The sequence below is a fragment of the Carnobacterium inhibens subsp. inhibens DSM 13024 genome (assembly GCF_000746825.1).
Taxonomy (GTDB): Bacteria; Bacillota; Bacilli; order Lactobacillales; family Carnobacteriaceae; genus Carnobacterium_B; species Carnobacterium_B inhibens.
In genome coordinates, this window is record NZ_JQIV01000001.1 from 1 (window position 1) to 26,581 (window position 26,581).

Sequence of the window (26,581 nt, forward strand, 5' to 3'; positions counted from 1 at the left end):
TTCTTTTTCTATCTTTTTATATAGAGTTATTATTATGTTATAAATGTAACACCGTACTGGTGTATCAGTGGATTGAGTTAGATTTTCGTCAATTGTAATCCATTTACAATAATATCTAATGGTAGCTGTTGAATTAAATCCCATCCTGTATCTGGGACAGGAACATTACTTCCAGATTTCCAATAATATTTAAAAGGTAAATTACTGAGTTGAGATGAATCTAACCCTGAATCATAGGCTATATAAATTCCAGGAGAAAAACCCTTATTCTCTACTTCATTATACCAGTTTGTACAGTACGCAATGATATCAGAAGAAGGCGTATTTAAATCGATCCCTTCCAAATCAAGAAAAACAGTAATACCTTCTGGAAATCCAAGGTTTGAAACGTGGTTAGCAGCATTTTGCCCATACTCTGTTCCCAAAGAAGGTGTAGGGATCCAACCTGGATTTTTCACCCTTTGAACAATCATTAATCCAAGTCCGCTTTCCAATATTCCTGTGGCTTCAGATATAGATAAATCTACATTAGTTGATTCAAGGGACACATACCGTATTGCATATTCATAACCAGAACCAACCATTTGGGAAGCGACAGAGCTACTTACAACAGTAGCTGTATCAAATCCAAGCATGTCCGGTTCCGCTTCTTGCAATGATCCAGGTAAATCGCCTTCGTTGCCAATGTCTCCATCGTCATCTCCATCATTATTGCCATCGTCTCCACCATTAGCCGGTTCTCCAGTAAATAAGGTATAAGCCGTTGCAGGCCCTACACGGCCATCTACTTCTAAACCAAAGTCACTTTGGAAAGTTCTAACAGCTTCTAAAAGTCCAGGTCCAAAGTTTCCATCGAAACCATCTACATTATAGCCAAGCCCAATCAATTCAGCTTGTACCAAACGAATTAAGTTACCGCTGTCGCCTTGAACAACAGTTTCCCACGCTGCTTGTGTAGCTGGACCAAAAGAGCCATCTACTGTAAGGTTCGCTCCATATTGACGATTTAATTCTGTTTGTACACCTCTAATAATTGCCTCTGATGTAGTAGGTCCAAAAGAATTATCGACTTCTACATCCAAGCCATACGTTTGATTTAACCAAATCTGGATAGATTGAATAGCTGCTACTTCTTGGTTAAATAGGGTAAAAGCTGTTTGTGGACCTACGCGTCCATCAACTGTCAAATTGAAATCCATTTGGAAAGCTTGTACAGCTTCTAATAAACCAGGTCCAAAAGAACCGTCAAATCCATTTACATCATAGCCCAATCCAATCAATTGACTTTGTACTAGTTGGGTTAGATTCCCTTGTGCTCCTTGAGCAACTGTTTGCCAAGCTGCTTGAGTAGAGGGCCCAAAAGAGCCATCTATAGAAATATTAGCTCCATATTGGCGATTTAATTCCGTTTGTACCCCTCTAACAGCTGCCTCTGAAGTAGCAGGACCGTAAGATCCATCTACTTCTAAATTGAAGCCATACGTTTCGTTTAACCAAGTTTGAATTGCTCTAATATCTTCTTCAGTCATTTTCCATTTCTCCTTTTTATTTTTTACACAAATCGAGTATACAAAATGTACAACCATCTATTAAAATTAGACATTTATGGTGGAAATAATTACAAAACCTTTTATTACCGGTTTATAAAAGATTTTTACAAATGTCAGTTTTTTATTTACTCTATTTGTGTAATTAAAGATTACTACCCTTTTTGAAGATTGTCAATAAATTTTACTCGATTTGTTATAATTTTATTTTACTATAGTTTCGTTATGTGTATAATAAAGACAAAGATTATTAACAGAGGTGTACTATGGATATCTATAAATTGAGAGAACTACGAAAAGCTAGACGACTAACGCAAGAAGAAATGGCAGAAATGCTAGAAGTTGCTCGGACAACCTATGCAAATTATGAACAAGGAACCAGAGAGCCCGATAATAAAACATTAAATAAATTAGCTGATTATTTTCAAGTCTCCACTGATTACCTTTTAGGTCGTGATGTTCCAAAGTGGGCCAGACCAGAAGATCTTGTCGACTTAGAAGAAATCCTAAAAAACAACGTTCATATGGCTTACGGTGGAGAAGATTTAACTGAAGAAGATAAGCAGCGAGTACAATCCGTTTTACAAGCCGTCTTTTGGGATAGATTAAAAAAAAGAAGGGATTAGATGAGTGAAAATTGGCAGAATTTGATTCAACACTTATACAGTGAATACAAAACCTATGATCCGTTTGTATTAGCAGAAAATAAAGGAATAGACGTCCTTTTTGTTCCCTTTGGAGAAACACCAAAGGGCGAAACCGTCAGGTTTAAAGAAGAAACCCTTGTCTTACTTAATGAACAGTTAATGGAGACAACTGAACGTTACTTTGTTCTAGCCCATGAACTGTATCATGCTCTGTAACATGAAAATCTTAGCGCCTACTATACGACACAACGAAATGGCAAAGGAACACTTGAACGAGAAGCGAGTCTTTTTGCAGGAAATTTAATGCTTGAATTATACGAAGAAGATTATGGCTATCCACCAGAAACCTTTCATCATCTTCAAAACCTTTACGGTGTTGCGGAAGAATTAGAATCTTATTTAATAAAATAGATCTTTCAAACGTGACAGAAGGTTTTTATTCAATTGGACAGACAGAGAGCTTTTTGGTATAATAATGTTGTAGATGAGAGCAGGCTCATAGTCAACTTGATATAAATCCGGAACATAAGGGTCCGGCGGGTGGCGAGCACCAAAACTAAACTCGACATAAATCCGGAACATAAGGGTCCGGCGGGTGGCAAGCACCAAAATTAAACCTGTTAAAAAAGGCTACTCTTTTGAGTAGCCTTTTTTATTGGTATTAAGGAGCGTTTTAATAATTGGTAAATAACAATGACGGATATAAACGAATGTCTATAAAAGAAATCACTAAAATTACCAGACAGTTAAATGCAATTTACAAAGCTGCAGACCTCTTAAAAGAAGAGTTCGTAGGAAAAAAGGTAACCTATGTTGGAGAAAATTCTACCGTGTCAATTATTTTTTCTATTACTAATTTTATGCACCTATGTGGAATCCATTATCGAAGAGGCGCTGCCTTGTTTTTCCAAGATGCTTTAGATAGAAAAATAAATTTACAAGATATCAAAATAAAAATAGATAGTACAACATTTCTTAAATTACAAGTAATTGGTAGCGTTAGTCTATTATTGGATAAAGAAATCTCTATCGTAGGTAGAGGGATTTATTCATCATTAAGATATGATTCTGCTATTCGAACGAGAAAAAAGATACTAGCCTTATCTTTAATGCAAAACGGATTAAATTATGTCCCTATATCTTTATTGAATTTAACTTCAAAAGAAATTGGTCCTGGTCAAAAAGTGACTTGTATTTTTAGTGAAGATTTAATTTCAGGAGAAGTAAAATCGATTATGGAAATAGCAGATTAACGTGTTTATTTTCACCCTACATAATCATTTTCACTAAATAAAAAAGAGAGAAATCCACTTTAAAAAAAGTGAATTACTTTCTTTTTTATTTGAAAACGATCGAATAAAGGGCCATTTTTTTCGACGCCAACGACGAAAAAAAACGGCTTGATTTTGCCAAAAAAAGAGACCGAAATGGCCACATTTCAGGTCTCTTTTTTGGCTCAAAACGGCTACGTTTTGACCGGGTTTTCCAGGGGGATTGGGGGAGCAGCGCGTCCCCAACAAGGTCGTTTGCGCCACGAAGTGGCTAGCAAACATAGAGCTTGCCAAACCCCTTCAACCAATCTTACCACTGGAAACCGAAAGCGTTTTAGTGGTAAGATTGGTTTCTGAACGACAGAGAAGAAAAACAGGGGGTGGGACGTTGAGCGAACGAGAGATTTTTGAGGACACTTCAGCTGAGAGAAACCCGAAGCGCAAAGAGCCGAAACAAATCAGCTTTCGAGTGAGCGAACCCGAATTTGAAAAGTTGAAGCGCTCCGCTGAAAGTTTGCAAATGAGTGTGCCGGCTTTTGTCAAAAGCAAGGCACAAGGGCTAAGATCGTGACACCAAAAGTGGACCGAGCAGGCGCGATTGAAATTGCCAAACAATTACGCGCAATCGGCAACAATATCAACCAAATGGCACGAGCCACGAATACAGCAGAACTCAATCCGAATTTAGCCGCCAACCTAACGGCAGAATTACAAAAGACACAAAAGGAGTTGAATCAACTATGGAAAAATCTAACCTGATAACCAAAAAAACCCTTTTAGAGACCGTCTCTTTTGGCGTAGTCTTTTTTCTATTAACCCTTGGAATGGACTATTTTTCGGACCATCCAATTGAACTAAGAAGCCTTGCCATAGAAGCAATTTTCACAATGATCGTGTATGGAATTTTTATTATGCTCCTTCATTTCTTTTCAGAAAGAAAACGCAGAAAGGAATCAAAATATGGCCACCATTAAATTAGCCCGCAGCACCAGTTGCTCGCGCTGCATTAACTACGCTGAACCGCGTGCGACCGTCAAAAGCGGCTTAAATTGTGATGTCAATTATGCCAAAACCCAAATGAAAGCCACCCGCATGATCTATGGAAAAGACGATAAGGTCCAAGCGCATACCCTTATTCAGTCATTTAAGCCCAGTGAGGTCACTCCGGAACAAGCAAATGAACTAGGTTACGAATTAGCGCAAAAAGTCGCTGGCGGACACCAGGTAGCCATTTACACCCATACAGATAAAGACCATATCCATAATCACTTAGTTATTAATAGTGTCAATCTGGATACGGGTTTGAAATTTCAAGCTCATGGCGTCGAAGCGATTGAAAAAGTGAAAGAAATCAACGACGAAATTTGTTTGTCGCATGGCTTAACCGTTCCAGAAGAACCGGCCCAAATTCGCTACACTGCCGCAGAAAAAGGTATCCTAGAACGACCAGGACAGACCAGCTGGAAAGACGAGATCAGAGAAAAAATCGAACAAGCCAAACAAACCACTCCTAATTTTGACGCGTTTAAAGAAAAACTGGCTGAAAATGGCGTAAACGTGATTGAACGAGGAAAAACCGTGACGTATCAACATGTAGCAGAAAATAAAAAAGTCCGCGCTAAAAAATTAGGCGAGGATTACGAAAAGGAGACCATCATAAATGGCTTTGAGAGACAACTTGAACCAACAGACAACCGAAACGACACCCCAACAACCGAACCAAGCAAGCTTGAACCAGGATCTGCAGCAATTGATCCAAGTCTTGACCGAGATCCGGAACTACAGCGGAGCGACGCTGCAACAGAAAAGTTTGGAGAAAGCCAACCTGGAGAACAACTTACAAGAGATTCAACAAGTGACAACTACAGTCCTGGACAGCTTCAACAGCAACTTGAAAAGCTTAGAAACCACACAGACCAACTACAACGAGACAGCTCAAAAGCAGTCAATCGAATCCTTGAAACACCTGAAAACAATCCTGAACGACCTGTTAGACAAAAACAAGACGGAAATCGCGAAGATTCAGAAAGAAATGAGCCAGAACAACGCCCAATTAAGCGAGATCAACCAAACCATCACCAAGACCATGGACCAAGTCTTTGAGAAATTAAACGCTGAAATCAAGCGGACCAATCAAAAATTGACCCTTCGAACGGTTAAAACGAATTTATATGCGAGTGTCCCGACCGGTATCGTTGTTGTAGCGCTTATGTGGCTACTGAATGCCTTTAATGTATGGTGAAAATTGGGACCATTGAGAACATTTAGTGGTTTTAAAATACTGAAATGAAACAATTAGTAGAAATAGAGAGTTAAAATCAATTTAAAGCCACTAAAAACGACGTTAGAGACGTTTAAAAATATTCATATGTCTTTTATAAGGCTTAAAGTTAAAATTGAAAATAGAGCTGTTATTTTGGATTTAACTCATACAATGGTTCGAACCGTCGAGCGTAAGTCGAGACATAGAACGCTGCTGACGGTTTTAAAATTTTTTTAACTAAGCAGATATTAATCTGCTATTATTTTATATTTATTTTATTAATTCTTTAATACTTATAGTACTTAGTAACCTATTAAACCCTTTCATACCAAGGGATAACGAGTATTTAAATACTAATTTGTACCCTGATAAATACTAATTTGTACCCTGATAAATACTAATTTGTACCCTGATAAATACTAATTTGTACCCTATATATACCAAAGAAAAATAAAAATTCGTTTTCTTTGGTATATATGATATAATTGATATAAATACTAATCTGTACCATGAAAAGGGGAACGAGATGGATAACAAAATTAAAGTTACCTCGGAAGTTCAAGATATATCTGAAGGGGTTATAGAATTAAGTAAAGAGTATACAGTTGCAAAAGATAATAAACTGGTTCAAAAAGCAAAAATTGATTTGTCAGAGAAAGAATTGAAATTAATTGACTGGCTAATTAGCAAGATAAAACCAGATGATAAAGAACTTTTACAGGTTAATACTTCTATTTCTGAAATAAATACAGTTTTGGGATTCGGATCCGGTGGAAGAAATATTAAACAAACAAAAGAAGCTCTTCTAAATCTTTCTAATAAAGGTTTTTGGATAGAATCAGAGGACAATTCAGGAATTGAGATAACGAGATGGATTGACGAAGTTTCTTTAAAGTATAACGGAAAAGCAATACTAAAGTTACATTCAAAATTAGCTCCCTACCTTCTTCAATTAGCAGAAAAAGGAAATTACACTTCTTACTATTTAAGAACGATAATTAGCTTGAAATCTAAATATTCTTTATTACTGTATCAGTTAGCTAAATCCGGGCTACATTATGGTGTTATTGGTGGAACTGTTGAAGAGATTCAAGAATATTTTGGACATAAAGATTTAGCTTGGGGAACGTTTAATGGACGATATTTAAAAAAAGCTATTGAGGAAGTAAATTCTAAAACTGATTTACATATAGATATGCTTTTGGGAAAAAACGGAAGAAAAATTGTAAGAGTAGAATTTAGGATTACAAAAAAAATCAGAAAAGAAGTATCTGGAAAAATAAAAGTTCCAATGCATAATTGGTTAGACGCATAACTCTATTCATAGCTCTTGCGTATCTGTTATTTTTAATATAAAGTATTGATATATCGTTTTTTTTAGGAGGTAAGCTATGAAAGAGATACAAGCAATTGAATACATATCTACAAAATTAGTTTGTGAAAAGCTTAAAATTCAGCCTTCTACTCTTCGGAAGTATGCTTCCATGTTAGATGAAAAAGCAAAAACAGAATTTTATTTTACAAGAGATGACTCAAATAATAGAGTTTATACAAAAGAAGATGTAGCTGTCTTGCAACGCATAATCGAACTTAAAAATAGACCGGGATATACGCTGGAAGCTGCTATAAATGAAGTTGTAGGGTTAAGCTATAACTCGGATATAAAGGACGCTATAGCTGTAAATGAAGAAAATGATAACTATATTAAATCGCTACACTTATTTGTAGCTCAACAAAACAAATATTTTGAAAATTATCAATCAGTATTACAAAAAAAAGACGAGCAAATAGATCGTTTAGAATCACTTGTAAGTTCTTTGATTGAAAATAATATCAATGATATGTCAGTTAGTACTGAAGATTCTACAACTAATATTGAGGAAACTAAAGAATTTGAAAAAATGGGTTCTGAAGAATCTATGACAATAAGTACACCAAAAAAGAAAAAATGGTGGAATTTTAAGTAGTCTTTATTTTATTACTATCTGAAGTCTAAAAAAGACCCCTCATAATTTTTATGAAGGGTCTTTTTTTACTTTTTACTCGGGGTGTACTTTCTACACTTCCGTATTTTATATAGGTTTTGAGATGTTTTTATAGATACTTTTGTTAATGGGTTTTATGTTAAGTTGGATAGTTAATACCAATCAAATTCTACTTTTCTTTTGAGCTTTAAATCAATATTCTTTTCTTTTAGAGCATTTTCGAATTGTTTGACTGAATCATACTCTTTAGATTCTCTAGTATCCTTATTAATGATTAAGTAATAATCATTTGAATAGACAGCAAGTTTATCCGTTTTGCTAGCCGCTATAATGTATTCGTTATTCCAGTTTAGCTTGTCAATAGTATCAGAAAATTCAACATGATTTTCGCCATCATCATATTGAAGTATTGAAAAAGAAGCAGAAATAGAGTTTACACTGTAGTAATCATCTATTCTTATTTCATGCGCATCGGGGGAGACCCTTGGCGCACGATATCGATTATCAGGATTTGTTAAAATATATTCACGACTGAACATCCAAATAAAAGGTAACGAAATCAATATAAGAAATACTAATGACAGTGCCAGGATTTTTTTTTTCATTTTATATAGGCTCTCCTATAAGCAAATTTGTAAAATATACAGAACAGTTATAGTATACGCTGTAATTTAATTTATAGATAATTATAACAAAAAAATTAGCGTTACATTGTATAATTTATTACAATGTTATATTTACGAATTAATGTTAATGTCTGCATTGCAAAACAATAATTATTACCAAATCCAACAGCGATGTTATCATATTGGCCGTCCCAAGCAAAGTCAAAAGCGTCAGTTTTTTTATAACACTAAAAATCAAAAACCTAGTCTGAAATTTAATAAAGTCTCACTGATTTCATCTTCATTGATCCCGATATAACGCTTTGTAATTTTCTCGCTGCTGTGACCGAATATTTCCATCAGTGTGGCCACGTCTTTGGTTTTCTTGTAATAGTGGTACCCAAACGTCTTCCGTAGCGTGTGCGTGCCAATATCGTCTCTTCCCAATAGCTTAGCGACCTTCTGAAACATCTGATAGACCGTATTCACTTCCACATGGCCACCTTTGGTGCTCGGAAACAAATAACCCTCTGGTGCTAAGTCTTTCGTGTATTCTAAAATCAAGTCCTGCAGACTACTCAAATACAAAATCCGCGTTTTCCCTGTTTTTTTCTCGACAATACGCGGATTTTTAGAGGAAATCAGGTCTTGTTTCTTTAATTTAACAATATCCGACATGCGCAAACCACTATTAATGCCGATCAAAAACAGAAAAACATCCCGATCCGCATTTTTATTGCGCCTTAAACAAAATAAAAAGTCGTTTATTTCTTGCTGAGTGCGTAATGGTTGGACGTTGTAACTCATTTAAAAGCCCTCTCCTCTCACAAAAGCGATACATGATTTTATTTAGTATACCATACAATCATGTATTGGAGGGCGAACTAAAAAAAGAACCCTATGGGAATAGGATTCCGGATACACGTTTTTATATCATTTCATGTATCTTGTATTCAAGTTACGCCACAAGAGTGTGGTTGACATATCATTTTGAGTTTGAACATCTAGATAAATATAAATAAGTAATAGAGACAAAAAATGTAGTGTAATCCTTAATTATCTCTATTACTCGATTAATTTGAAGGTGTGCAATCATTCTTTAGACTGCCCTTAGCAATCGAAGTCCATTCAAAATAACAACCAAAGTACTTCCTTCATGAATAATGACACTGATGGCAATATCCGTTAAGCCCAAGAAACTAACGACAATTAAAAAAACAACAACGGCCATTGAAAAAATAATATTCTGCCAAATAACACGGTTCATTTTCGAAGAAGTATTATGAGATTGTACCAATTTAGATAAATTGTTTTGCATTAAAACTAAATCAGATACCTCTACTGCCACATCAGTCCCATCTCCCATAGCGATTCCCACATCTGCATTAACAAGAGCAGGAGCATCATTTACACCGTCTCCAACCATGGCGGTCACACCGTATTTTTCTTTTTGTTCGTCTATTATTCTGGATTTGTCTTCCGGCATGACATTTGCAATCACTTCATCTATTCCCAATTGTTTAGCAACCGCTTTTCCCGTCATTTCTGAGTCACCAGTAATTAATGTGGTGTGTATACCTTGTTTTCTGAAATACTCAATGGTTTCTTTTGCATGTTCACTTGGAATGTCCATGAGGGCAATAAGGCCTAGAACCTCTTCATCTACTGCTACGTACACGATTGTCTTACCTTCTGAAGCCCATTCATTATTTAAACGACTATACTCATCTGAAACATCATCAAACGAAGTCGGTTTTCCTATACGATAATTTCTCCCTTTGTAATCTCCTGTCAATCCTTTACCAATCTGGTTTTCTACATCAATAGTTAGTTTGTTTTTTTGCTCAAACTTTCTTAGAATAGCATCTGCTAAAGGGTGATTGGATTCTTTTTCAAGAGCTACTACGATATCAATCATGTTTTCTTCGTTCACGGAATCAGCAAAATAATAATTGGTTACTTCAGGTTTTCCTTTGGTCAAGGTGCCCGTCTTATCAAATGCAATTGCTTTAATATCGGCTAATTGAGACAGGTAAGAACTACCTTTTGAAAGGACTCCTTTTTTGGCTAAATTAGAAGTCGTCGATAGCGTTGCCGAGACAGTAGCTGCTGCTAAAGCACACGGTGAAGCTGCAACTAAAAGGACTAATCCTCTATAGACACTTTGTGACCATGTCCAATCAAGTAGAAAAGGTGCCAATAACATGAATAACGGAATGGCAATTAAAACAACTGTGACGTATTTGGGTTCAAATTTTTGGATAATACTCGCAGCTTTTGTTTGGTTATCTTGGTTCTGGTTCACTAATTGTAAAATTTTTGAAAATACTGTATCTTCGTTTTCTTTGGTGACTTTCATCGTGAAGCTACCTGTTCCATTAATTGTACTCCCGAAGACGCCATCTCCTTTGGATTTCTCTTTCGGGATACTTTCTCCATTAATAGACGACTCATCAATGGATGTAGATCCAGACAAAATGACGCCATCAATAGGTACTTGATCGCCATTCAAAACTTGAAGTTGATCTCCCACTTTTAATTCACTGACATCTACATTTTTTGTACTGCCATCAGGTAGGATTAACCGGGCAGTCGTTGGATTCATTTCGAGTAATTTCGTTATTTCTCGTTTGCTTCTTCCTTCTGCATAATCTTCCAAAAAATGTGCTCCAGAAAAAATAAGAATCAATAATGTTCCTTCCCAAAAATTCCCCATTAAAGAAGCTCCGATTGCCGCTAATCCCATTAAAATATGAGAATTAGGCATGAACTTTTTTTGGTTTTTTGAGTTCTCAATTGTTTCTCCAAGGCCTTCAAGAACAATGACATGATACCCAGCGCTGATTGTAGCGATTGAGAACAAAACATTTTGTAGCAACTGATAATCTTCATTCAAAAATAGAGCAATCACTGCTAATGCTAAACCAACAAAGTACAAAACGACTGGCATTTTCCCATGATCGTGACCGTGGTTGTGATTATGATTATGCTTTTCTTGAGACTGTTGTTTTTGGACAGTTTCCATTTATATTGCCTCCCTATATAATTTATAAGTCCTTTGTTTTCCATCATTTACTTCTTGAATCACAAAATTTCCGCTATTTCTGGATCCTTTCGTCTATTCCAAAAGTAAATCGTAATGAATCCACTTTACATATGACTAACCAATCATATGTTTATGTTCTCACTTTATATCGCTATATACGTTTTGTCAAGATAAAGAGAACGCAACTTCTCTTTTATAAACAAAAGATTAGCATTGTTTCGCTCATATGGTAATATAGATATGAACGAAAGGTCATATGAAAGGAATAAAAACACTATGGATATAAAAACAACTTCTCCAATCGATAAAGAATCTATTCTGTCAATAAGCAAACTATTTAAGGTGATTAGTGATCCTACACGATTGTCGGTTCTCTTTCTTTTACAGAAAAAAGAGTGTAGTGTTGGAAATATAGCTATTTCTCTGGACATGGAACAGTCCGCTATTTCTCATCAATTAAAAACGTTGAAAGACGCACGCTTAGTAAAATCAAGAAGAGAAGGAAAAAGTATGCTTTACAGTTTAGATGACCTTCATGTTTTTAGTATTCTCGAACAAGTCTTAACTCATGTCAATGAATTAGAAAAATAAAACCAATTAGTTATGTAGCATACAAACTTAGGAGGTTTTTAAAATGTCAAAATCAGATAAAGACCATAATCACTCGCATCAGGATCAACCGAAAAAAAATATTAAAATTGCTTTCTTCATAAATTTTATTTTCTCCATAAGTGAATTTTTCTTTGGGTTTCTTTTCAATAGTGTGTCTATTATGTCTGACGCAGTTCATGATTTAGGGGACTCTATTTCAATTGGATTCGCTTGGTTTTTTCAAGGTTATTCAGAGAAAAAACAAGATGAACGGTTCACCTTTGGCTATAACCGATTTTCTTTACTGGGCGCGCTGATAACTGGCGTTGTGCTAATTAGTGGCTCGTTCTTTATGATCTATCGTAGTGTGCCGCGTTTGCTTGACCCACAACCCGTAAATTATAGTGGCATGTTCTGGCTTTCTCTCGTAGCTATTGCATTGAATGGATATGCTGCTTGGATTTTAAGCAAAGGCACATCCAAAAATGAGGGTATGTTGAAACTCCATATGCTGGAAGACGTATTAGGGTGGATTGGAGTCTTGATTGTGAGTATTCTAATGAACTTTACCGAGGCATATCGTCTGGATCCTATCTTATCGATTTTGATTGCACTCTATATCCTCTACAAAACCGTTCCTGAATTTTTCACCACAATGAAAATTTTATTGAATGGTTCGCCTGAAAATGTAAACGTAGAAAAACTTGCTGATTCAATCAATAACATTCCTGCTGTAAAAGACCTCTCACATTTTCACATTTGGTCACTGGACGGGGAAGAAAACGCCCTTATCGTCACGGTTCTTATAGACCCTTCAGACATAGACAAGGCTAGGGAAATAAAAGAAGTAATTGCAGAAGTCGCACACAAATCAAGCGTAGAGAATCATATCACAATAGAAATAACTACAAGCAAAGAAGAGCTTGAAAAGGGATACTCCCACAACACATAAGATAGTCAGTCCTACGCTAAAAAACACTTCGTCATTTGAAAAGCAAAAAAGGCAGCGACTAAACAAATCGCTGCCTCTCTTTTTATCTTTCGTGATTATGATTTTTTTAAAAACCTAGTAGCGTTTGTATCGTCCCGTTCTCTACCAAGATAAAGATTCCTAATCCAATAAACACGATTGGGACAATGATTCGTTCATACTTTTCTAACGTTTCGGAAACAAAGGAAATTTTTGCCAACTTATAACTGATAAAGCAAAGAATCGCAATCGAAATAACGAATACTACTAAGGCAATTAAAATTTCTGAAAAAGCTAACGAAGTAAAGTAGGGAATATAAATCCCTAAATTGTCTCCACCTGACGCAATGGTTATTAAGGCGACAGTCCAGAATAACCGACTGGTTCCTCTAGATTCTAGTTTTTCAACGACTTCCTCTTCTTCTTCCTCCTCTTCGCCTATCACAGCGACACGGATACCTAAATAAATTGGAATTAATCCAAGAAGTCCAATGATCCAATCTTGCGGAATAAAATTCAGCACATAAGCAGCAAACAAACTTACAGCTACCAAAATGCCTGTTCCAAGATATTGACCCCAAAAAATGTGTCGAATACCTTTTTGTGTGTGACTTTGAGAAAAGATAATGAGCAAGATAAACAAATAATCAATGCTCGTAGAAATGTAAACAGCGATAGCTGAAAAAATACTTTGTAACAAAATAACTTCCTCCAAACTAAGATTTCATAGATAGATTTTCTGATAACTTTAAAAAAACACGAATAGCGGAAAGGACGTCTTCATTCGCTAAAGAGTAATAAATTACTTTTCCCTCTTGACGTGATTTTGCCATTCCATGTTTTTTTAAAAAACGTAAATGGTGTGACGTTGTAGCGACACTAGCAGTAAGTATTTCTGCTAGATCACAGACACACATTTCCTTATAGGTTTCTAAAGCATAGAAAATTTTAATTCTAGAAGAATCGCTGAAACATTTCCCTAACACAAGTAAGTTTGAAAAATCTTTTTGATCCAATTTATTTTTTATTCCATTTACTTTTTCTTTATGTACGATAGTCACTTGGCAAACTTTTTTCATTCATCTCACCTCACATTCAAACGATTGTTTGAATGAAGTATATCTATTTGATCACTCGTTTGTCAATCTACCTTAATTCCAATACACTGTTATAAGCAATTTCCTGTATTCACAACATCTTTGACGTACTTAAACAAGTACGTTACAATAGTAAAAAAGATGTTAAAGGGAGGAATAGCTTATGTCTATCGTAAACCCTAGCCAAGCTAGAAAAGTCTTTTATCAACTATTGAAAGACGTCAACAAAACTAACGAACCCATTTATATCTCTGGCAAAAACGAAGAAAGTGAAGCGGTTATGGTCAGTAAAAAAGACTGGGACGCAATTCAAGAAACATTATACCTTCAATCTGCTGGCGTAGCAGATGTGATCCACCAGCGTGAACAAGAAAATGAGTTTGTTGCATTGGAGGATATCGATTGGGATACTCTGTAAAGTTAGCAAAATCAGCTACGAAAGACCTGAAACATTTAAAAGGGGCTCATTTAGAGCAAAAATTTAAAAATCTCATGGAAGTTTTAAAAGAGAATCCGTTCCAAAATCCCCCGCCTTATGAAAAGTTAGTCGGAAATTTAAAAGATAAATATTCACGTCGTTTAAATATTCAGCACCGGGTGGTTTATTCGGTGGATAATGACGCCAAAGAAGTCATTATTTGGTCTACTTGGACGCACTATGAAAGATAGAAAAAACTTTTTAAAAAGTTTTTTCTATCTTTTTTGACTAAAAATATGAGATAAAAACAACCTTGCTAAAGCAATTTTCTCGATACACTACTTTATCTAATTTCATGTACTAGTAGTTCTTTTGTTTTTTCGCGAATAAGTCTTTTGGGTTTACCTCAAAAAAAGGAAGCGGTATCCTTAAAGTAACCGAATAAGGAGGCCATGTTATGATGAAAAGAAAAAAAATCTCTCGTTTCCTAGCAATAGGAATTTGTGGAGCAGTATTGGCAGGATGCTCATCAAATGAAGACAATACAGCAGATACATCTGCCACAGAATCAGAAATCACACAAAGTGTAGATACGACTAATAGTGAAAGTAGTTCAGCAACTTCTGAAACAAGCAGTAGTTCGGAAAGCGAAGAAGCAAGCGACTCAGAAGAAATACCAGTTTCTTCTTCTGACCAAGAAAATAAAGAATCGGCTGATCTATCTTCAGAACTAAAAATGAATCCTGACACTGTCTTGTTACCGACAGATTTTCCAACTGCTGATTCTTCATCTGTTACAGCTGATATACTAACAAATGAAGCAGATAATTATATGATTAATTATACAGATGATCAAGGAGAATTAGCTGAAATTTCTGGAACACTTTATGAAAGTTCTGATTTGGCAAAAGAAGAAATGGATACCTTCTCAAACGGGAAAACAGTGGGATCGTTGGAGGAAGGTGGTGAAGAGTTAGGTTATGGTATCACTGGCTATATGTCTGCAGGTTTAGGAAGCACACATTTTAGTTGGGAAGAAGGGAACTGGCTATTTTCTATCACTTCTGTTGCTGAAGACAAAATGGATGTCCCTGGGATAGCAAAAAAAATGGTAGACTATTTAGAAGAACATTCTCTTCCAGCTCCTGAAGATATGGGAGTAGTCTTTATCCAATACCCACAAGGTGGAGAAGATGTGAATGTAGATATTCGTTGGCAAGATGAAGACAAAATTTATCAATTAAAGACAACAAAAGTTCCGTTAGATGCATTGGAAATGGCCGTGTCAATGGAATAGTCAAATACGCAATTAACCTAAAAAAGAAGCCTTATAAGGCTTCTTTTTTCTATCTTTTTATATAGAGTTATTATTATGTTATAAATGTAACCACCGTACTGGTGTATCAGTGGATTGAGTTAGATTTTCGTCAATTTGTAATCCATTTACAATAATATCTAATGGTAGCTGTTGAATTAAATCCCATCCTGTATCTGGGACAGGAACATTACTTCCAGATTTCCAATAATATTTAAAAGGTAAATTACTGAGTTGAGATGAATCTAACCCTGAATCATAGGCTATATAAATTCCAGGAGAAAAACCCTTATTCTCTACTTCATTATACCAGTTTGTACAGTACGCAATGATATCAGAAGAAGGCGTATTTAAATCGATCCCTTCCAAATCAAGAAAAACAGTAATACCTTCTGGAAATCCAAGGTTTGAAACGTGGTTAGCAGCATTTTGCCCATACTCTGTTCCCAAAGAAGGTGTAGGGATCCAACCTGGATTTTTCACCCTTTGAACAATCATTAATCCAAGTCCGCTTTCCAATATTCCTGTGGCTTCAGATATAGATAAATCTACATTAGTTGATTCAAGGGACACATACCGTATTGCATATTCATAACCAGAACCAACCATTTGGGAAGCGACAGAGCTACTTACAACAGTAGCTGTATCAAATCCAAGCATGTCCGGTTCCGCTTCTTGCAATGATCCAGGTAAATCGCCTTCGTTGCCAATGTCTCCATCGTCATCTCCATCATTATTGCCATCGTCTCCACCATTAGCCGGTTCTCCAGTAAATAAGGTATAAGCCGTTGCAGGCCCTACACGGCCATCTACTTCTAAACCAAAGTCACTTTGGAAAGTTCTAACAGCTTCTAAAAGTCCAGGTCCAAAGTTTCCATCGAAACCATCTACATTATAGCCAAGCCCAATCAATTCAGCTTGTACCAAACGAATTAAGTTACCGCTGTCGCCTTGAACAACAGTTTCCCACGCTGCTTGTGTAGCTGGACCAAAAGAGCCATCTACTGTAAGGTTCGCTCCATATTGACGATTTAATTCTGTTTGTACACCTCTAATAATTGCCTCTGATGTAGTAGGTCCAAAAGAATTATCGACTTCTACATCCAAGCCATACGTTTGATTTAACCAAATCTGGATAGATTGAATAGCTGCTACTTCTTGGTTAAATAGGGTAAAAGCTGTTTGTGGACCTACGCGTCCATCAACTGTCAAATTGAAATCCATTTGGAAAGCTTGTACAGCTTCTAATAAACCAGGTCCAAAAGAACCGTCAAATCCATTTACATCATAGCCCAATCCAATCAATTGACTTTGTACTAGTTGGGTTAGATTCCCTTGTGCTCCTTGAGCAACTGTTTGCCAAGCTGCTTGAGTAGAGGGCCCAAAAGAGCCATCTATAGAAATATTAGCTCCATATTGGCGATTTAATTCCGTTTGTACCCCTCTAACAGCTGCCTCTGAAGTAGCAGGACCGTAAGATCCATCTACTTCTAAATTGAAGCCATACGTTTCGTTTAACCAAGTTTGAATTGCTCTAATATCTTCTTCAGTCATTTTCCATTTCTCCTTTTTTATTTTTTACACAAATCGAGTATACAAAATGTACAACCATCTATTAAAATTAGACATTTATGGTGGAAATAATTACAAAACCTTTTATTACCGGTTTATAAAAGATTTTTACAAATGTCAGTTTTTTTATTTACTCTATTTGTGTAATTAAAGATTACTACCCTTTTTGAAGATTGTCAATAAATTTTACTCGATTTGTTATAATTTTATTTTTACTATAGTTTCGTTATGTGTATAATAAAGACAAAGATTATTAACAGAGGTGTACTATGGATATCTATAAATTGAGAGAACTACGAAAAGCTAGACGACTAACGCAAGAAGAAATGGCAGAAATGCTAGAAGTTGCTCGGACAACCTATGCAAATTATGAACAAGGAACCAGAGAGCCCGATAATAAAACATTAAATAAATTAGCTGATTATTTTCAAGTCTCCACTGATTACCTTTTAGGTCGTGATGTTCCAAAGTGGGCCAGACCAGAAGATCTTGTCGACTTAGAAGAAATCCTAAAAAACAACGTTCATATGGCTTACGGTGGAGAAGATTTAACTGAAGAAGATAAGCAGCGAGTACAATCCGTTTTACAAGCCGTCTTTTGGGATAGATTAAAAAAAAGAAGGGATTAGATGAGTGAAAATTGGCAGAATTTGATTCAACACTTATACAGTGAATACAAAACCTATGATCCGTTTGTATTAGCAGAAAATAAAGGAATAGACGTCCTTTTTGTTCCCTTTGGAGAAACACCAAAGGGCGAAACCGTCAGGTTTAAAGAAGAAACCCTTGTCTTACTTAATGAACAGTTAATGGAGACAACTGAACGTTACTTTGTTCTAGCCCATGAACTGTATCATGCTCTGTAACATGAAAATCTTAGCGCCTACTATACGACACAACGAAATGGCAAAGGAACACTTGAACGAGAAGCGAGTCTTTTTGCAGGAAATTTAATGCTTGAATTATACGAAGAAGATTATGGCTATCCACCAGAAACCTTTCATCATCTTCAAAACCTTTACGGTGTTGCGGAAGAATTAGAATCTTATTTAATAAAATAGATCTTTCAAACGTGACAGAAGGTTTTTATTCAATTGGACAGACAGAGAGCTTTTTGGTATAATAATGTTGTAGATGAGAGCAGGCTCATAGTCAACTTGATATAAATCCGGAACATAAGGGTCCGGCGGGTGGCGAGCACCAAAACTAAACTCGACATAAATCCGGAACATAAGGGTCCGGCGGGTGGCAAGCACCAAAATTAAACCTGTTAAAAAAGGCTACTCTTTTGAGTAGCCTTTTTTATTGGTATTAAGGAGCGTTTTAATAATTGGTAAATAACAATGACGGATATAAACGAATGTCTATAAAAGAAATCACTAAAATTACCAGACAGTTAAATGCAATTTACAAAGCTGCAGACCTCTTAAAAGAAGAGTTCGTAGGAAAAAAGGTAACCTATGTTGGAGAAAATTCTACCGTGTCAATTATTTTTTCTATTACTAATTTTATGCACCTATGTGGAATCCATTATCGAAGAGGCGCTGCCTTGTTTTTCCAAGATGCTTTAGATAGAAAAATAAATTTACAAGATATCAAAATAAAAATAGATAGTACAACATTTCTTAAATTACAAGTAATTGGTAGCGTTAGTCTATTATTGGATAAAGAAATCTCTATCGTAGGTAGAGGGATTTATTCATCATTAAGATATGATTCTGCTATTCGAACGAGAAAAAAGATACTAGCCTTATCTTTAATGCAAAACGGATTAAATTATGTCCCTATATCTTTATTGAATTTAACTTCAAAAGAAATTGGTCCTGGTCAAAAAGTGACTTGTATTTTTAGTGAAGATTTAATTTCAGGAGAAGTAAAATCGATTATGGAAATAGCAGATTAACGTGTTTATTTTCACCCTACATAATCATTTTCACTAAATAAAAAAGAGAGAAATCCACTTTAAAAAAAGTGAATTACTTTCTTTTTTATTTGAAAACGATCGAATAAAGGGCCATTTTTTTCGACGCCAACGACGAAAAAAAACGGCTTGATTTTGCCAAAAAAAGAGACCGAAATGGCCACATTTCAGGTCTCTTTTTTGGCTCAAAACGGCTACGTTTTGACCGGGTTTTCCAGGGGGATTGGGGGAGCAGCGCGTCCCCCAACAAGGTCGTTTGCGCCACGAAGTGGCTAGCAAACATAGAGCTTGCCAAACCCCTTCAACCAATCTTACCACTGGAAACCGAAAGCGTTTTAGTGGTAAGATTGGTTTCTGAACGACAGAGAAGAAAAACAGGGGGTGGGACGTTGAGCGAACGAGAGATTTTTGAGGACACTTCAGCTGAGAGAAACCCGAAGCGCAAAGAGCCGAAACAAATCAGCTTTCGAGTGAGCGAACCCGAATTTGAAAAGTTGAAGCGCTCCGCTGAAAGTTTGCAAATGAGTGTGCCGGCTTTTGTCAAAAGCAAGGCACAAGGGGCTAAGATCGTGACACCAAAAGTGGACCGAGCAGGCGCGATTGAAATTGCCAAACAATTACGCGCAATCGGCAACAATATCAACCAAATGGCACGAGCCACGAATACAGCAGAACTCAATCCGAATTTAGCCGCCAACCTAACGGCAGAATTACAAAAGACACAAAAGGAGTTGAATCAACTATGGAAAAATCTAACCTGATAACCAAAAAAACCCTTTTAGAGACCGTCTCTTTTGGCGTAGTCTTTTTTCTATTAACCCTTGGAATGGACTATTTTTCGGACCATCCAATTGAACTAAGAAGCCTTGCCATAGAAGCAATTTTCACAATGATCGTGTATGGAATTTTTATTATGCTCCTTCATTTCTTTTCAGAAAGAAAACGCAGAAAGGAATCAAAATATGGCCACCATTAAATTAGCCCGCAGCACCAGTTGCTCGCGCTGCATTAACTACGCTGAACCGCGTGCGACCGTCAAAAGCGGCTTAAATTGTGATGTCAATTATGCCAAAACCCAAATGAAAGCCACCCGCATGATCTATGGAAAAGACGATAAGGTCCAAGCGCATACCCTTATTCAGTCATTTAAGCCCAGTGAGGTCACTCCGGAACAAGCAAATGAACTAGGTTACGAATTAGCGCAAAAAGTCGCTGGCGGACACCAGGTAGCCATTTACACCCATACAGATAAAGACCATATCCATAATCACTTAGTTATTAATAGTGTCAATCTGGATACGGGTTTGAAATTTCAAGCTCATGGCGTCGAAGCGATTGAAAAAGTGAAAGAAATCAACGACGAAATTTGTTTGTCGCATGGCTTAACCGTTCCAGAAGAACCGGCCCAAATTCGCTACACTGCCGCAGAAAAAGGTATCCTAGAACGACCAGGACAGACCAGCTGGAAAGACGAGATCAGAGAAAAAATCGAACAAGCCAAACAAACCACTCCTAATTTTGACGCGTTTAAAGAAAAACTGGCTGAAAATGGCGTAAACGTGATTGAACGAGGAAAAACCGTGACGTATCAACATGTAGCAGAAAATAAAAAAGTCCGCGCTAAAAAATTAGGCGAGGATTACGAAAAGGAGACCATCATAAATGGCTTTGAGAGACAACTTGAACCAACAGACAACCGAAACGACACCCCAACAACCGAACCAAGCAAGCTTGAACCAGGATCTGCAGCAATTGATCCAAGTCTTGACCGAGATCCGGAACTACAGCGGAGCGACGCTGCAACAGAAAAGTTTGGAGAAAGCCAACCTGGAGAACAACTTACAAGAGATTCAACAAGTGACAACTACAGTCCTGGACAGCTTCAACAGCAACTTGAAAAGCTTAGAAACCACACAGACCAACTACAACGAGACAGCTCAAAAGCAGTCAATCGAATCCTTGAAACACCTGAAAACAATCCTGAACGACCTGTTAGACAAAAACAAGACGGAAATCGCGAAGATTCAGAAAGAAATGAGCCAGAACAACGCCCAATTAAGCGAGATCAACCAAACCATCACCAAGACCATGGACCAAGTCTTTGAGAAATTAAACGCTGAAATCAAGCGGACCAATCAAAAATTGACCCTTCGAACGGTTAAAACGAATTTATATGCGAGTGTCCCGACCGGTATCGTTGTTGTAGCGCTTATGTGGCTACTGAATGCCTTTAATGTATGGTGAAAATTGGGACCATTGAGAACATTTAGTGGTTTTAAAATACTGAAATGAAACAATTAGTAGAAATAGAGAGTTAAAATCAATTTAAAGCCACTAAAAACGACGTTAGAGACGTTTAAAAATATTCATATGTCTTTTATAAGGCTTAAAGTTAAAATTGAAAATAGAGCTGTTATTTTGGATTTAACTCATACAATGGTTCGAACCGTCGAGCGTAAGTCGAGACATAGAACGCTGCTGACGGTTTTAAAATTTTTTTAACTAAGCAGATATTAATCTGCTATTATTTTATATTTATTTTATTAATTCTTTAATACTTATAGTACTTAGTAACCTATTAAACCCTTTCATACCAAGGGATAACGAGTATTTAAATACTAATTTGTACCCTGATAAATACTAATTTGTACCCTGATAAATACTAATTTGTACCCTGATAAATACTAATTTGTACCCTATATATACCAAAGAAAAATAAAAATTCGTTTTCTTTGGTATATATGATATAATTGATATAAATACTAATCTGTACCATGAAAAGGGGAACGAGATGGATAACAAAATTAAAGTTACCTCGGAAGTTCAAGATATATCTGAAGGGGTTATAGAATTAAGTAAAGAGTATACAGTTGCAAAAGATAATAAACTGGTTCAAAAAGCAAAAATTGATTTGTCAGAGAAAGAATTGAAATTAATTGACTGGCTAATTAGCAAGATAAAACCAGATGATAAAGAACTTTTACAGGTTAATACTTCTATTTCTGAAATAAATACAGTTTTGGGATTCGGATCCGGTGGAAGAAATATTAAACAAACAAAAGAAGCTCTTCTAAATCTTTCTAATAAAGGTTTTTGGATAGAATCAGAGGACAATTCAGGAATTGAGATAACGAGATGGATTGACGAAGTTTCTTTAAAGTATAACGGAAAAGCAATACTAAAGTTACATTCAAAATTAGCTCCCTACCTTCTTCAATTAGCAGAAAAAGGAAATTACACTTCTTACTATTTAAGAACGATAATTAGCTTGAAATCTAAATATTCTTTATTACTGTATCAGTTAGCTAAATCCGGGCTACATTATGGTGTTATTGGTGGAACTGTTGAAGAGATTCAAGAATATTTTGGACATAAAGATTTAGCTTGGGGAACGTTTAATGGACGATATTTAAAAAAAGCTATTGAGGAAGTAAATTCTAAAACTGATTTACATATAGATATGCTTTTGGGAAAAAACGGAAGAAAAATTGTAAGAGTAGAATTTAGGATTACAAAAAAAATCAGAAAAGAAGTATCTGGAAAAATAAAAGTTCCAATGCATAATTGGTTAGACGCATAACTCTATTCATAGCTCTTGCGTATCTGTTATTTTTAATATAAAGTATTGATATATCGTTTTTTTTAGGAGGTAAGCTATGAAAGAGATACAAGCAATTGAATACATATCTACAAAATTAGTTTGTGAAAAGCTTAAAATTCAGCCTTCTACTCTTCGGAAGTATGCTTCCATGTTAGATGAAAAAGCAAAAACAGAATTTTATTTTACAAGAGATGACTCAAATAATAGAGTTTATACAAAAGAAGATGTAGCTGTCTTGCAACGCATAATCGAACTTAAAAATAGACCGGGATATACGCTGGAAGCTGCTATAAATGAAGTTGTAGGGTTAAGCTATAACTCGGATATAAAGGACGCTATAGCTGTAAATGAAGAAAATGATAACTATATTAAATCGCTACACTTATTTGTAGCTCAACAAAACAAATATTTTGAAAATTATCAATCAGTATTACAAAAAAAAGACGAGCAAATAGATCGTTTAGAATCACTTGTAAGTTCTTTGATTGAAAATAATATCAATGATATGTCAGTTAGTACTGAAGATTCTACAACTAATATTGAGGAAACTAAAGAATTTGAAAAAATGGGTTCTGAAGAATCTATGACAATAAGTACACCAAAAAAGAAAAAATGGTGGAATTTTAAGTAGTCTTTATTTTATTACTATCTGAAGTCTAAAAAAGACCCCTCATAATTTTTATGAAGGGTCTTTTTTTACTTTTTACTCGGGTGTACTTTCTACACTTCCGTATTTTATATAGGTTTTGAGATGTTTTTATAGATACTTTTGTTAATGGGTTTTATGTTAAGTTGGATAGTTAATACCAATCAAATTCTACTTTTCTTTTGAGCTTTAAATCAATATTCTTTTCTTTTAGAGCATTTTCGAATTGTTTGACTGAATCATACTCTTTAGATTCTCTAGTATCCTTATTAATGATTAAGTAATAATCATTTGAATAGACAGCAAGTTTATCCGTTTTGCTAGCCGCTATAATGTATTCGTTATTCCAGTTTAGCTTGTCAATAGTATCAGAAAATTCAACATGATTTTCGCCATCATCATATTGAAGTATTGAAAAAGAAGCAGAAATAGAGTTTACACTGTAGTAATCATCTATTCTTATTTCATGCGCATCGGGGGAGACCCTTGGCGCACGATATCGATTATCAGGATTTGTTAAAATATATTCACGACTGAACATCCAAATAAAAGGTAACGAAATCAATATAAGAAATACTAATGACAGTGCCAGGATTTTTTTTTTCATTTTATATAGGCTCTCCTATAAGCAAATTTGTAAAATATACAGAACAGTTATAGTATACGCTGTAATTTAATTTATAGATAATTATAACAAAAAAATTAGCGTTACATTGTATAATTTATTACAATGTTATATTTACGAATTAATGTTAATGTCTGCATTGCAAAACAATAATTATTACCAAATCCAACAGCGATGTTATCATATTGGCCGTCCCAAGCAAAGTCAAAAGCGTCAGTTTTTTTATAACACTAAAAATCAAAAACCTAGTCTGAAATTTAATAAAGTCTCACTGATTTCATCTTCATTGATCCCGATATAACGCTTTGTAATTTTCTCGCTGCTGTGACCGAATATTTCCATCAGTGTGGCCACGTCTTTGGTTTTCTTGTAATAGTGGTACCCAAACGTCTTCCGTAGCGTGTGCGTGCCAATATCGTCTCTTCCCAATAGCTTAGCGACCTTCTGAAACATCTGATAGACCGTATTCACTTCCACATGGCCACCTTTGGTGCTCGGAAACAAATAACCCTCTGGTGCTAAGTCTTTCGTGTATTCTAAAATCAAGTCCTGCAGACTACTCAAATACAAAATCCGCGTTTTCCCTGTTTTTTCTCGACAATACGCGGATTTTTAGAGGAAATCAGGTCTTGTTTCTTTAATTTAACAATATCCGACATGCGCAAACCACTATTAATGCCGATCAAAAACAGAAAAACATCCCGATCCGCATTTTTATTGCGCCTTAAACAAAATAAAAGTCGTTTATTTCTTGCTGAGTGCGTAATGGTTGGACGTTGTAACTCATTTAAAAGCCCTCTCCTCTCACAAAAGCGATACATGATTTTATTTAGTATACCATACAATCATGTATTGGAGGGCGAACTAAAAAAAGAACCCTATGGGAATAGGATTCCGGATACACGTTTTTATATCATTTCATGTATCTTGTATTCAAGTTACGCCACAAGAGTGTGGTTGACATATCATTTTGAGTTTGAACATCTAGATAAAATAAATAAGTAATAGAGACAAAAAATGTAGTGTAATCCTTAATTATCTCTATTACTCGATTAATTTGAAGGTGTGCAATCATTCTTTAGACTGCCCTTAGCAATCGAAGTCCATTCAAAATAACAACCAAAGTACTTCCTTCATGAATAATGACACTGATGGCAATATCCGTTAAGCCCAAGAAACTAACGACAATTAAAAAAACAACAACGGCCATTGAAAAATAATATTCTGCCAAATAACACGGTTCATTTTCGAAGAAGTATTATGAGATTGTACCAATTTAGATAAATTGTTTTGCATTAAAACTAAATCAGATACCTCTACTGCCACATCAGTCCCATCTCCCATAGCGATTCCCACATCTGCATTAACAAGAGCAGGAGCATCATTTACACCGTCTCCAACCATGGCGGTCACACCGTATTTTTCTTTTTGTTCGTCTATTATTCTGGATTTGTCTTCCGGCATGACATTTGCAATCACTTCATCTATTCCCAATTGTTTAGCAACCGCTTTTCCCGTCATTTCTGAGTCACCAGTAATTAATGTGGTGTGTATACCTTGTTTTCTGAAATACTCAATGGTTTCTTTTGCATGTTCACTTGGAATGTCCATGAGGGCAATAAGGCCTAGAACCTCTTCATCTACTGCTACGTACACGATTGTCTTACCTTCTGAAGCCCATTCATTATTTAAACGACTATACTCATCTGAAACATCATCAAACGAAGTCGGTTTTCCTATACGATAATTTCTCCCTTTGTAATCTCCTGTCAATCCTTTACCAATCTGGTTTTCTACATCAATAGTTAGTTTGTTTTTTTGCTCAAACTTTCTTAGAATAGCATCTGCTAAAGGGTGATTGGATTCTTTTTCAAGAGCTACTACGATATCAATCATGTTTTCTTCGTTCACGGAATCAGCAAAATAATAATTGGTTACTTCAGGTTTTCCTTTGGTCAAGGTGCCCGTCTTATCAAATGCAATTGCTTTAATATCGGCTAATTGAGACAGGTAAGAACTACCTTTTGAAAGGACTCCTTTTTTGGCTAAATTAGAAGTCGTCGATAGCGTTGCCGAGACAGTAGCTGCTGCTAAAGCACACGGTGAAGCTGCAACTAAAAGACTAATCCTCTATAGACACTTTGTGACCATGTCCAATCAAGTAGAAAAGGTGCCAATAACATGAATAACGGAATGGCAATTAAAACAACTGTGACGTATTTGGGTTCAAATTTTTGGATAATACTCGCAGCTTTTGTTTGGTTATCTTGGTTCTGGTTCACTAATTGTAAATTTTTGAAAATACTGTATCTTCGTTTTCTTTGGTGACTTTCATCGTGAAGCTACCTGTTCCATTAATTGTACTCCGAAGACGCCATCTCCTTTGGATTTCTCTTTCGGGATACTTTCTCCATTAATAGACGACTCATCAATGGATGTAGATCCAGACAAAATGACGCCA

Annotated in this window: 30 protein-coding genes and 2 pseudogenes; 22 read left to right on the forward strand and 10 right to left on the reverse strand. The window is 35.8% G+C overall.

Features of this window, described 5'->3' with window-relative positions; genetic code table 11:
• Window positions 1–77: 77 nt before the first annotated feature.
• Window positions 78–1,529, reverse strand: coding sequence for a peptidoglycan-binding protein (locus BR65_RS13385; protein WP_051932545.1), 1,452 nt, complete (start codon window positions 1,527–1,529; stop codon window positions 78–80).
• Window positions 1,530–1,813: 284 nt separating this feature from the next.
• On the opposite strand from BR65_RS13385, the gene BR65_RS00010 reads away from it, so the two are divergent.
• The 9 genes from BR65_RS00010 to BR65_RS00045 all read left to right on the forward strand — a co-directional run bounded on the left by BR65_RS00010 (window position 1,814) and on the right by BR65_RS00045 (window position 7,695).
• Window positions 1,814–2,173 carry a helix-turn-helix domain-containing protein gene (locus tag BR65_RS00010; RefSeq protein ID WP_034536040.1) on the forward strand — a complete coding sequence of 120 codons (360 nt, stop codon included), beginning with the start codon at window positions 1,814–1,816 and terminating at the stop codon, window positions 2,171–2,173.
• On the forward strand, window positions 2,174–2,410 hold the full coding sequence (locus BR65_RS00015) for an ImmA/IrrE family metallo-endopeptidase (protein ID WP_051932547.1): 237 nt from the start codon (window positions 2,174–2,176) through the stop codon (window positions 2,408–2,410).
• Window positions 2,411–2,904: 494 nt separating this feature from the next.
• Window positions 2,905–3,447 carry a PBECR4 domain-containing protein gene (locus tag BR65_RS00020; RefSeq protein WP_034536065.1) on the forward strand — a complete coding sequence of 181 codons (543 nt, stop codon included), beginning with the start codon at window positions 2,905–2,907 and terminating at the stop codon, window positions 3,445–3,447.
• A 406-nt stretch (window positions 3,448–3,853) separates the two neighbouring features.
• Complete coding sequence (locus tag BR65_RS14185; RefSeq protein WP_425304612.1) at window positions 3,854–4,036, forward strand: hypothetical protein; 183 nt, start codon at window positions 3,854–3,856, stop codon at window positions 4,034–4,036.
• 8 nt (window positions 4,037–4,044) lie between these two features.
• Window positions 4,045–4,224 carry a plasmid mobilization relaxosome protein MobC gene (gene mobC / locus BR65_RS14190; protein WP_425304613.1) on the forward strand — a complete coding sequence of 60 codons (180 nt, stop codon included), beginning with the start codon at window positions 4,045–4,047 and terminating at the stop codon, window positions 4,222–4,224.
• Complete coding sequence (locus tag BR65_RS00030) at window positions 4,206–4,439, forward strand: hypothetical protein (protein WP_034536042.1); 234 nt, start codon at window positions 4,206–4,208, stop codon at window positions 4,437–4,439. The genes mobC and BR65_RS00030 overlap by 19 nt, the downstream gene beginning before the upstream one ends.
• Complete coding sequence (locus BR65_RS00035; protein ID WP_034536044.1) at window positions 4,426–5,568, forward strand: relaxase/mobilization nuclease domain-containing protein; 1,143 nt, start codon at window positions 4,426–4,428, stop codon at window positions 5,566–5,568. The genes BR65_RS00030 and BR65_RS00035 overlap by 14 nt, the downstream gene beginning before the upstream one ends.
• Window positions 5,569–6,254: 686 nt before the next feature.
• Window positions 6,255–7,043, forward strand: a complete 789-nt coding sequence (locus BR65_RS00040; RefSeq protein WP_051932549.1) for a replication initiation protein — start codon at window positions 6,255–6,257, stop codon at window positions 7,041–7,043.
• A gap of 76 nt (window positions 7,044–7,119) precedes the next feature.
• Window positions 7,120–7,695, forward strand: a complete 576-nt coding sequence (locus tag BR65_RS00045) for a helix-turn-helix domain-containing protein (protein ID WP_034536046.1) — start codon at window positions 7,120–7,122, stop codon at window positions 7,693–7,695.
• 170 nt (window positions 7,696–7,865) lie between these two features.
• Here BR65_RS00045 and BR65_RS00050 read toward each other — a convergent pair whose 3' ends face one another.
• The 3 genes from BR65_RS00050 to BR65_RS00060 all read right to left on the reverse strand — a co-directional run bounded on the left by BR65_RS00050 (window position 7,866) and on the right by BR65_RS00060 (window position 11,343).
• Window positions 7,866–8,318, reverse strand: coding sequence for a hypothetical protein (locus tag BR65_RS00050; protein ID WP_034536048.1), 453 nt, complete (start codon window positions 8,316–8,318; stop codon window positions 7,866–7,868).
• A gap of 255 nt (window positions 8,319–8,573) precedes the next feature.
• The gene (locus BR65_RS00055; RefSeq protein WP_034536050.1) at window positions 8,574–9,125 is read right to left on the reverse strand and encodes a tyrosine-type recombinase/integrase; all 552 of its coding nucleotides are present in this window, start codon (window positions 9,123–9,125) and stop codon (window positions 8,574–8,576) included.
• Window positions 9,126–9,417: 292 nt separating this feature from the next.
• Window positions 9,418–11,343, reverse strand: coding sequence for a heavy metal translocating P-type ATPase (locus tag BR65_RS00060; protein WP_034536052.1), 1,926 nt, complete (start codon window positions 11,341–11,343; stop codon window positions 9,418–9,420).
• A 297-nt stretch (window positions 11,344–11,640) separates the two neighbouring features.
• Here BR65_RS00060 and BR65_RS00065 point away from each other — a divergent pair, with 297 nt between their 5' ends.
• Window positions 11,641–11,955, forward strand: a complete 315-nt coding sequence (locus tag BR65_RS00065) for an ArsR/SmtB family transcription factor (protein ID WP_034536054.1) — start codon at window positions 11,641–11,643, stop codon at window positions 11,953–11,955.
• 43 nt (window positions 11,956–11,998) lie between these two features.
• On the forward strand, window positions 11,999–12,907 hold the full coding sequence (locus BR65_RS00070) for a cation diffusion facilitator family transporter (RefSeq protein ID WP_034536056.1): 909 nt from the start codon (window positions 11,999–12,001) through the stop codon (window positions 12,905–12,907).
• Window positions 12,908–13,013: 106 nt separating this feature from the next.
• Here BR65_RS00070 and BR65_RS00075 read toward each other — a convergent pair whose 3' ends face one another.
• Together BR65_RS00075 and BR65_RS00080 are read right to left on the reverse strand one after the other, a co-directional pair.
• The gene (locus BR65_RS00075) at window positions 13,014–13,625 is read right to left on the reverse strand and encodes a CadD family cadmium resistance transporter (RefSeq protein WP_034536057.1); all 612 of its coding nucleotides are present in this window, start codon (window positions 13,623–13,625) and stop codon (window positions 13,014–13,016) included.
• A gap of 16 nt (window positions 13,626–13,641) precedes the next feature.
• Window positions 13,642–14,004, reverse strand: a complete 363-nt coding sequence (locus BR65_RS00080; RefSeq protein ID WP_034536059.1) for an ArsR/SmtB family transcription factor — start codon at window positions 14,002–14,004, stop codon at window positions 13,642–13,644.
• 181 nt (window positions 14,005–14,185) lie between these two features.
• Between BR65_RS00080 and BR65_RS00085 the strand changes: the two genes are divergently transcribed.
• The 3 genes from BR65_RS00085 to BR65_RS00095 all read left to right on the forward strand — a co-directional run bounded on the left by BR65_RS00085 (window position 14,186) and on the right by BR65_RS00095 (window position 15,737).
• Complete coding sequence (locus BR65_RS00085; protein ID WP_010620828.1) at window positions 14,186–14,440, forward strand: type II toxin-antitoxin system Phd/YefM family antitoxin; 255 nt, start codon at window positions 14,186–14,188, stop codon at window positions 14,438–14,440.
• Window positions 14,425–14,691, forward strand: coding sequence for a Txe/YoeB family addiction module toxin (locus BR65_RS00090; RefSeq protein WP_034536063.1), 267 nt, complete (start codon window positions 14,425–14,427; stop codon window positions 14,689–14,691). The genes BR65_RS00085 and BR65_RS00090 overlap by 16 nt, the downstream gene beginning before the upstream one ends.
• A gap of 206 nt (window positions 14,692–14,897) precedes the next feature.
• Window positions 14,898–15,737 (forward strand): hypothetical protein, encoded by an 840-nt coding sequence (locus BR65_RS00095; protein ID WP_023171221.1) that lies wholly within the window; start codon window positions 14,898–14,900, stop codon window positions 15,735–15,737.
• A 78-nt stretch (window positions 15,738–15,815) separates the two neighbouring features.
• Here the strand turns inward: BR65_RS00095 and BR65_RS13390 are convergent, their stop codons facing one another.
• A complete protein-coding gene (locus BR65_RS13390; protein WP_051932551.1) occupies window positions 15,816–17,309 on the reverse strand; it encodes a peptidoglycan-binding protein in 1,494 nt (497 codons plus the stop codon).
• A 287-nt stretch (window positions 17,310–17,596) separates the two neighbouring features.
• Here BR65_RS13390 and BR65_RS00105 point away from each other — a divergent pair, with 287 nt between their 5' ends.
• From BR65_RS00105 to BR65_RS00140, 8 genes are all read left to right on the forward strand, one after another.
• Window positions 17,597–17,956 (forward strand): helix-turn-helix domain-containing protein, encoded by a 360-nt coding sequence (locus BR65_RS00105; protein ID WP_034536040.1) that lies wholly within the window; start codon window positions 17,597–17,599, stop codon window positions 17,954–17,956.
• The gene (locus BR65_RS00110; RefSeq protein ID WP_051932547.1) at window positions 17,957–18,193 is read left to right on the forward strand and encodes an ImmA/IrrE family metallo-endopeptidase; all 237 of its coding nucleotides are present in this window, start codon (window positions 17,957–17,959) and stop codon (window positions 18,191–18,193) included. It begins immediately after the preceding gene.
• A 494-nt stretch (window positions 18,194–18,687) separates the two neighbouring features.
• Window positions 18,688–19,230 (forward strand): PBECR4 domain-containing protein, encoded by a 543-nt coding sequence (locus BR65_RS00115; protein ID WP_034536065.1) that lies wholly within the window; start codon window positions 18,688–18,690, stop codon window positions 19,228–19,230.
• A gap of 407 nt (window positions 19,231–19,637) precedes the next feature.
• Window positions 19,638–20,009, forward strand: a complete 372-nt coding sequence (locus BR65_RS00120) for a MobC family plasmid mobilization relaxosome protein (protein ID WP_051932553.1) — start codon at window positions 19,638–19,640, stop codon at window positions 20,007–20,009.
• Window positions 19,991–20,224, forward strand: coding sequence for a hypothetical protein (locus BR65_RS00125; RefSeq protein WP_034536042.1), 234 nt, complete (start codon window positions 19,991–19,993; stop codon window positions 20,222–20,224). The genes BR65_RS00120 and BR65_RS00125 overlap by 19 nt, the downstream gene beginning before the upstream one ends.
• Window positions 20,211–21,353 carry a relaxase/mobilization nuclease domain-containing protein gene (locus BR65_RS00130; RefSeq protein WP_034536044.1) on the forward strand — a complete coding sequence of 381 codons (1,143 nt, stop codon included), beginning with the start codon at window positions 20,211–20,213 and terminating at the stop codon, window positions 21,351–21,353. Before BR65_RS00125 ends, BR65_RS00130 begins: the two co-directional genes overlap by 14 nt.
• Window positions 21,354–22,039: 686 nt before the next feature.
• Window positions 22,040–22,828, forward strand: a complete 789-nt coding sequence (locus BR65_RS00135) for a replication initiation protein (protein ID WP_051932549.1) — start codon at window positions 22,040–22,042, stop codon at window positions 22,826–22,828.
• Window positions 22,829–22,904: 76 nt separating this feature from the next.
• Entirely contained in the window at window positions 22,905–23,480 is a 576-nt protein-coding gene (locus tag BR65_RS00140) for a helix-turn-helix domain-containing protein (RefSeq protein ID WP_034536046.1), read from the forward strand.
• Between the two features lie 169 nt (window positions 23,481–23,649).
• Here the strand turns inward: BR65_RS00140 and BR65_RS00145 are convergent, their stop codons facing one another.
• From BR65_RS00145 to BR65_RS00155, 3 genes and pseudogenes are all read right to left on the reverse strand, one after another.
• Window positions 23,650–24,102 carry a hypothetical protein gene (locus tag BR65_RS00145; protein WP_034536048.1) on the reverse strand — a complete coding sequence of 151 codons (453 nt, stop codon included), beginning with the start codon at window positions 24,100–24,102 and terminating at the stop codon, window positions 23,650–23,652.
• 255 nt (window positions 24,103–24,357) lie between these two features.
• A pseudogene (locus tag BR65_RS00150) lies at window positions 24,358–24,907 on the reverse strand (tyrosine-type recombinase/integrase).
• 291 nt (window positions 24,908–25,198) lie between these two features.
• A pseudogene (locus tag BR65_RS00155) lies at window positions 25,199–26,581 on the reverse strand (heavy metal translocating P-type ATPase); the annotation flags it as partial.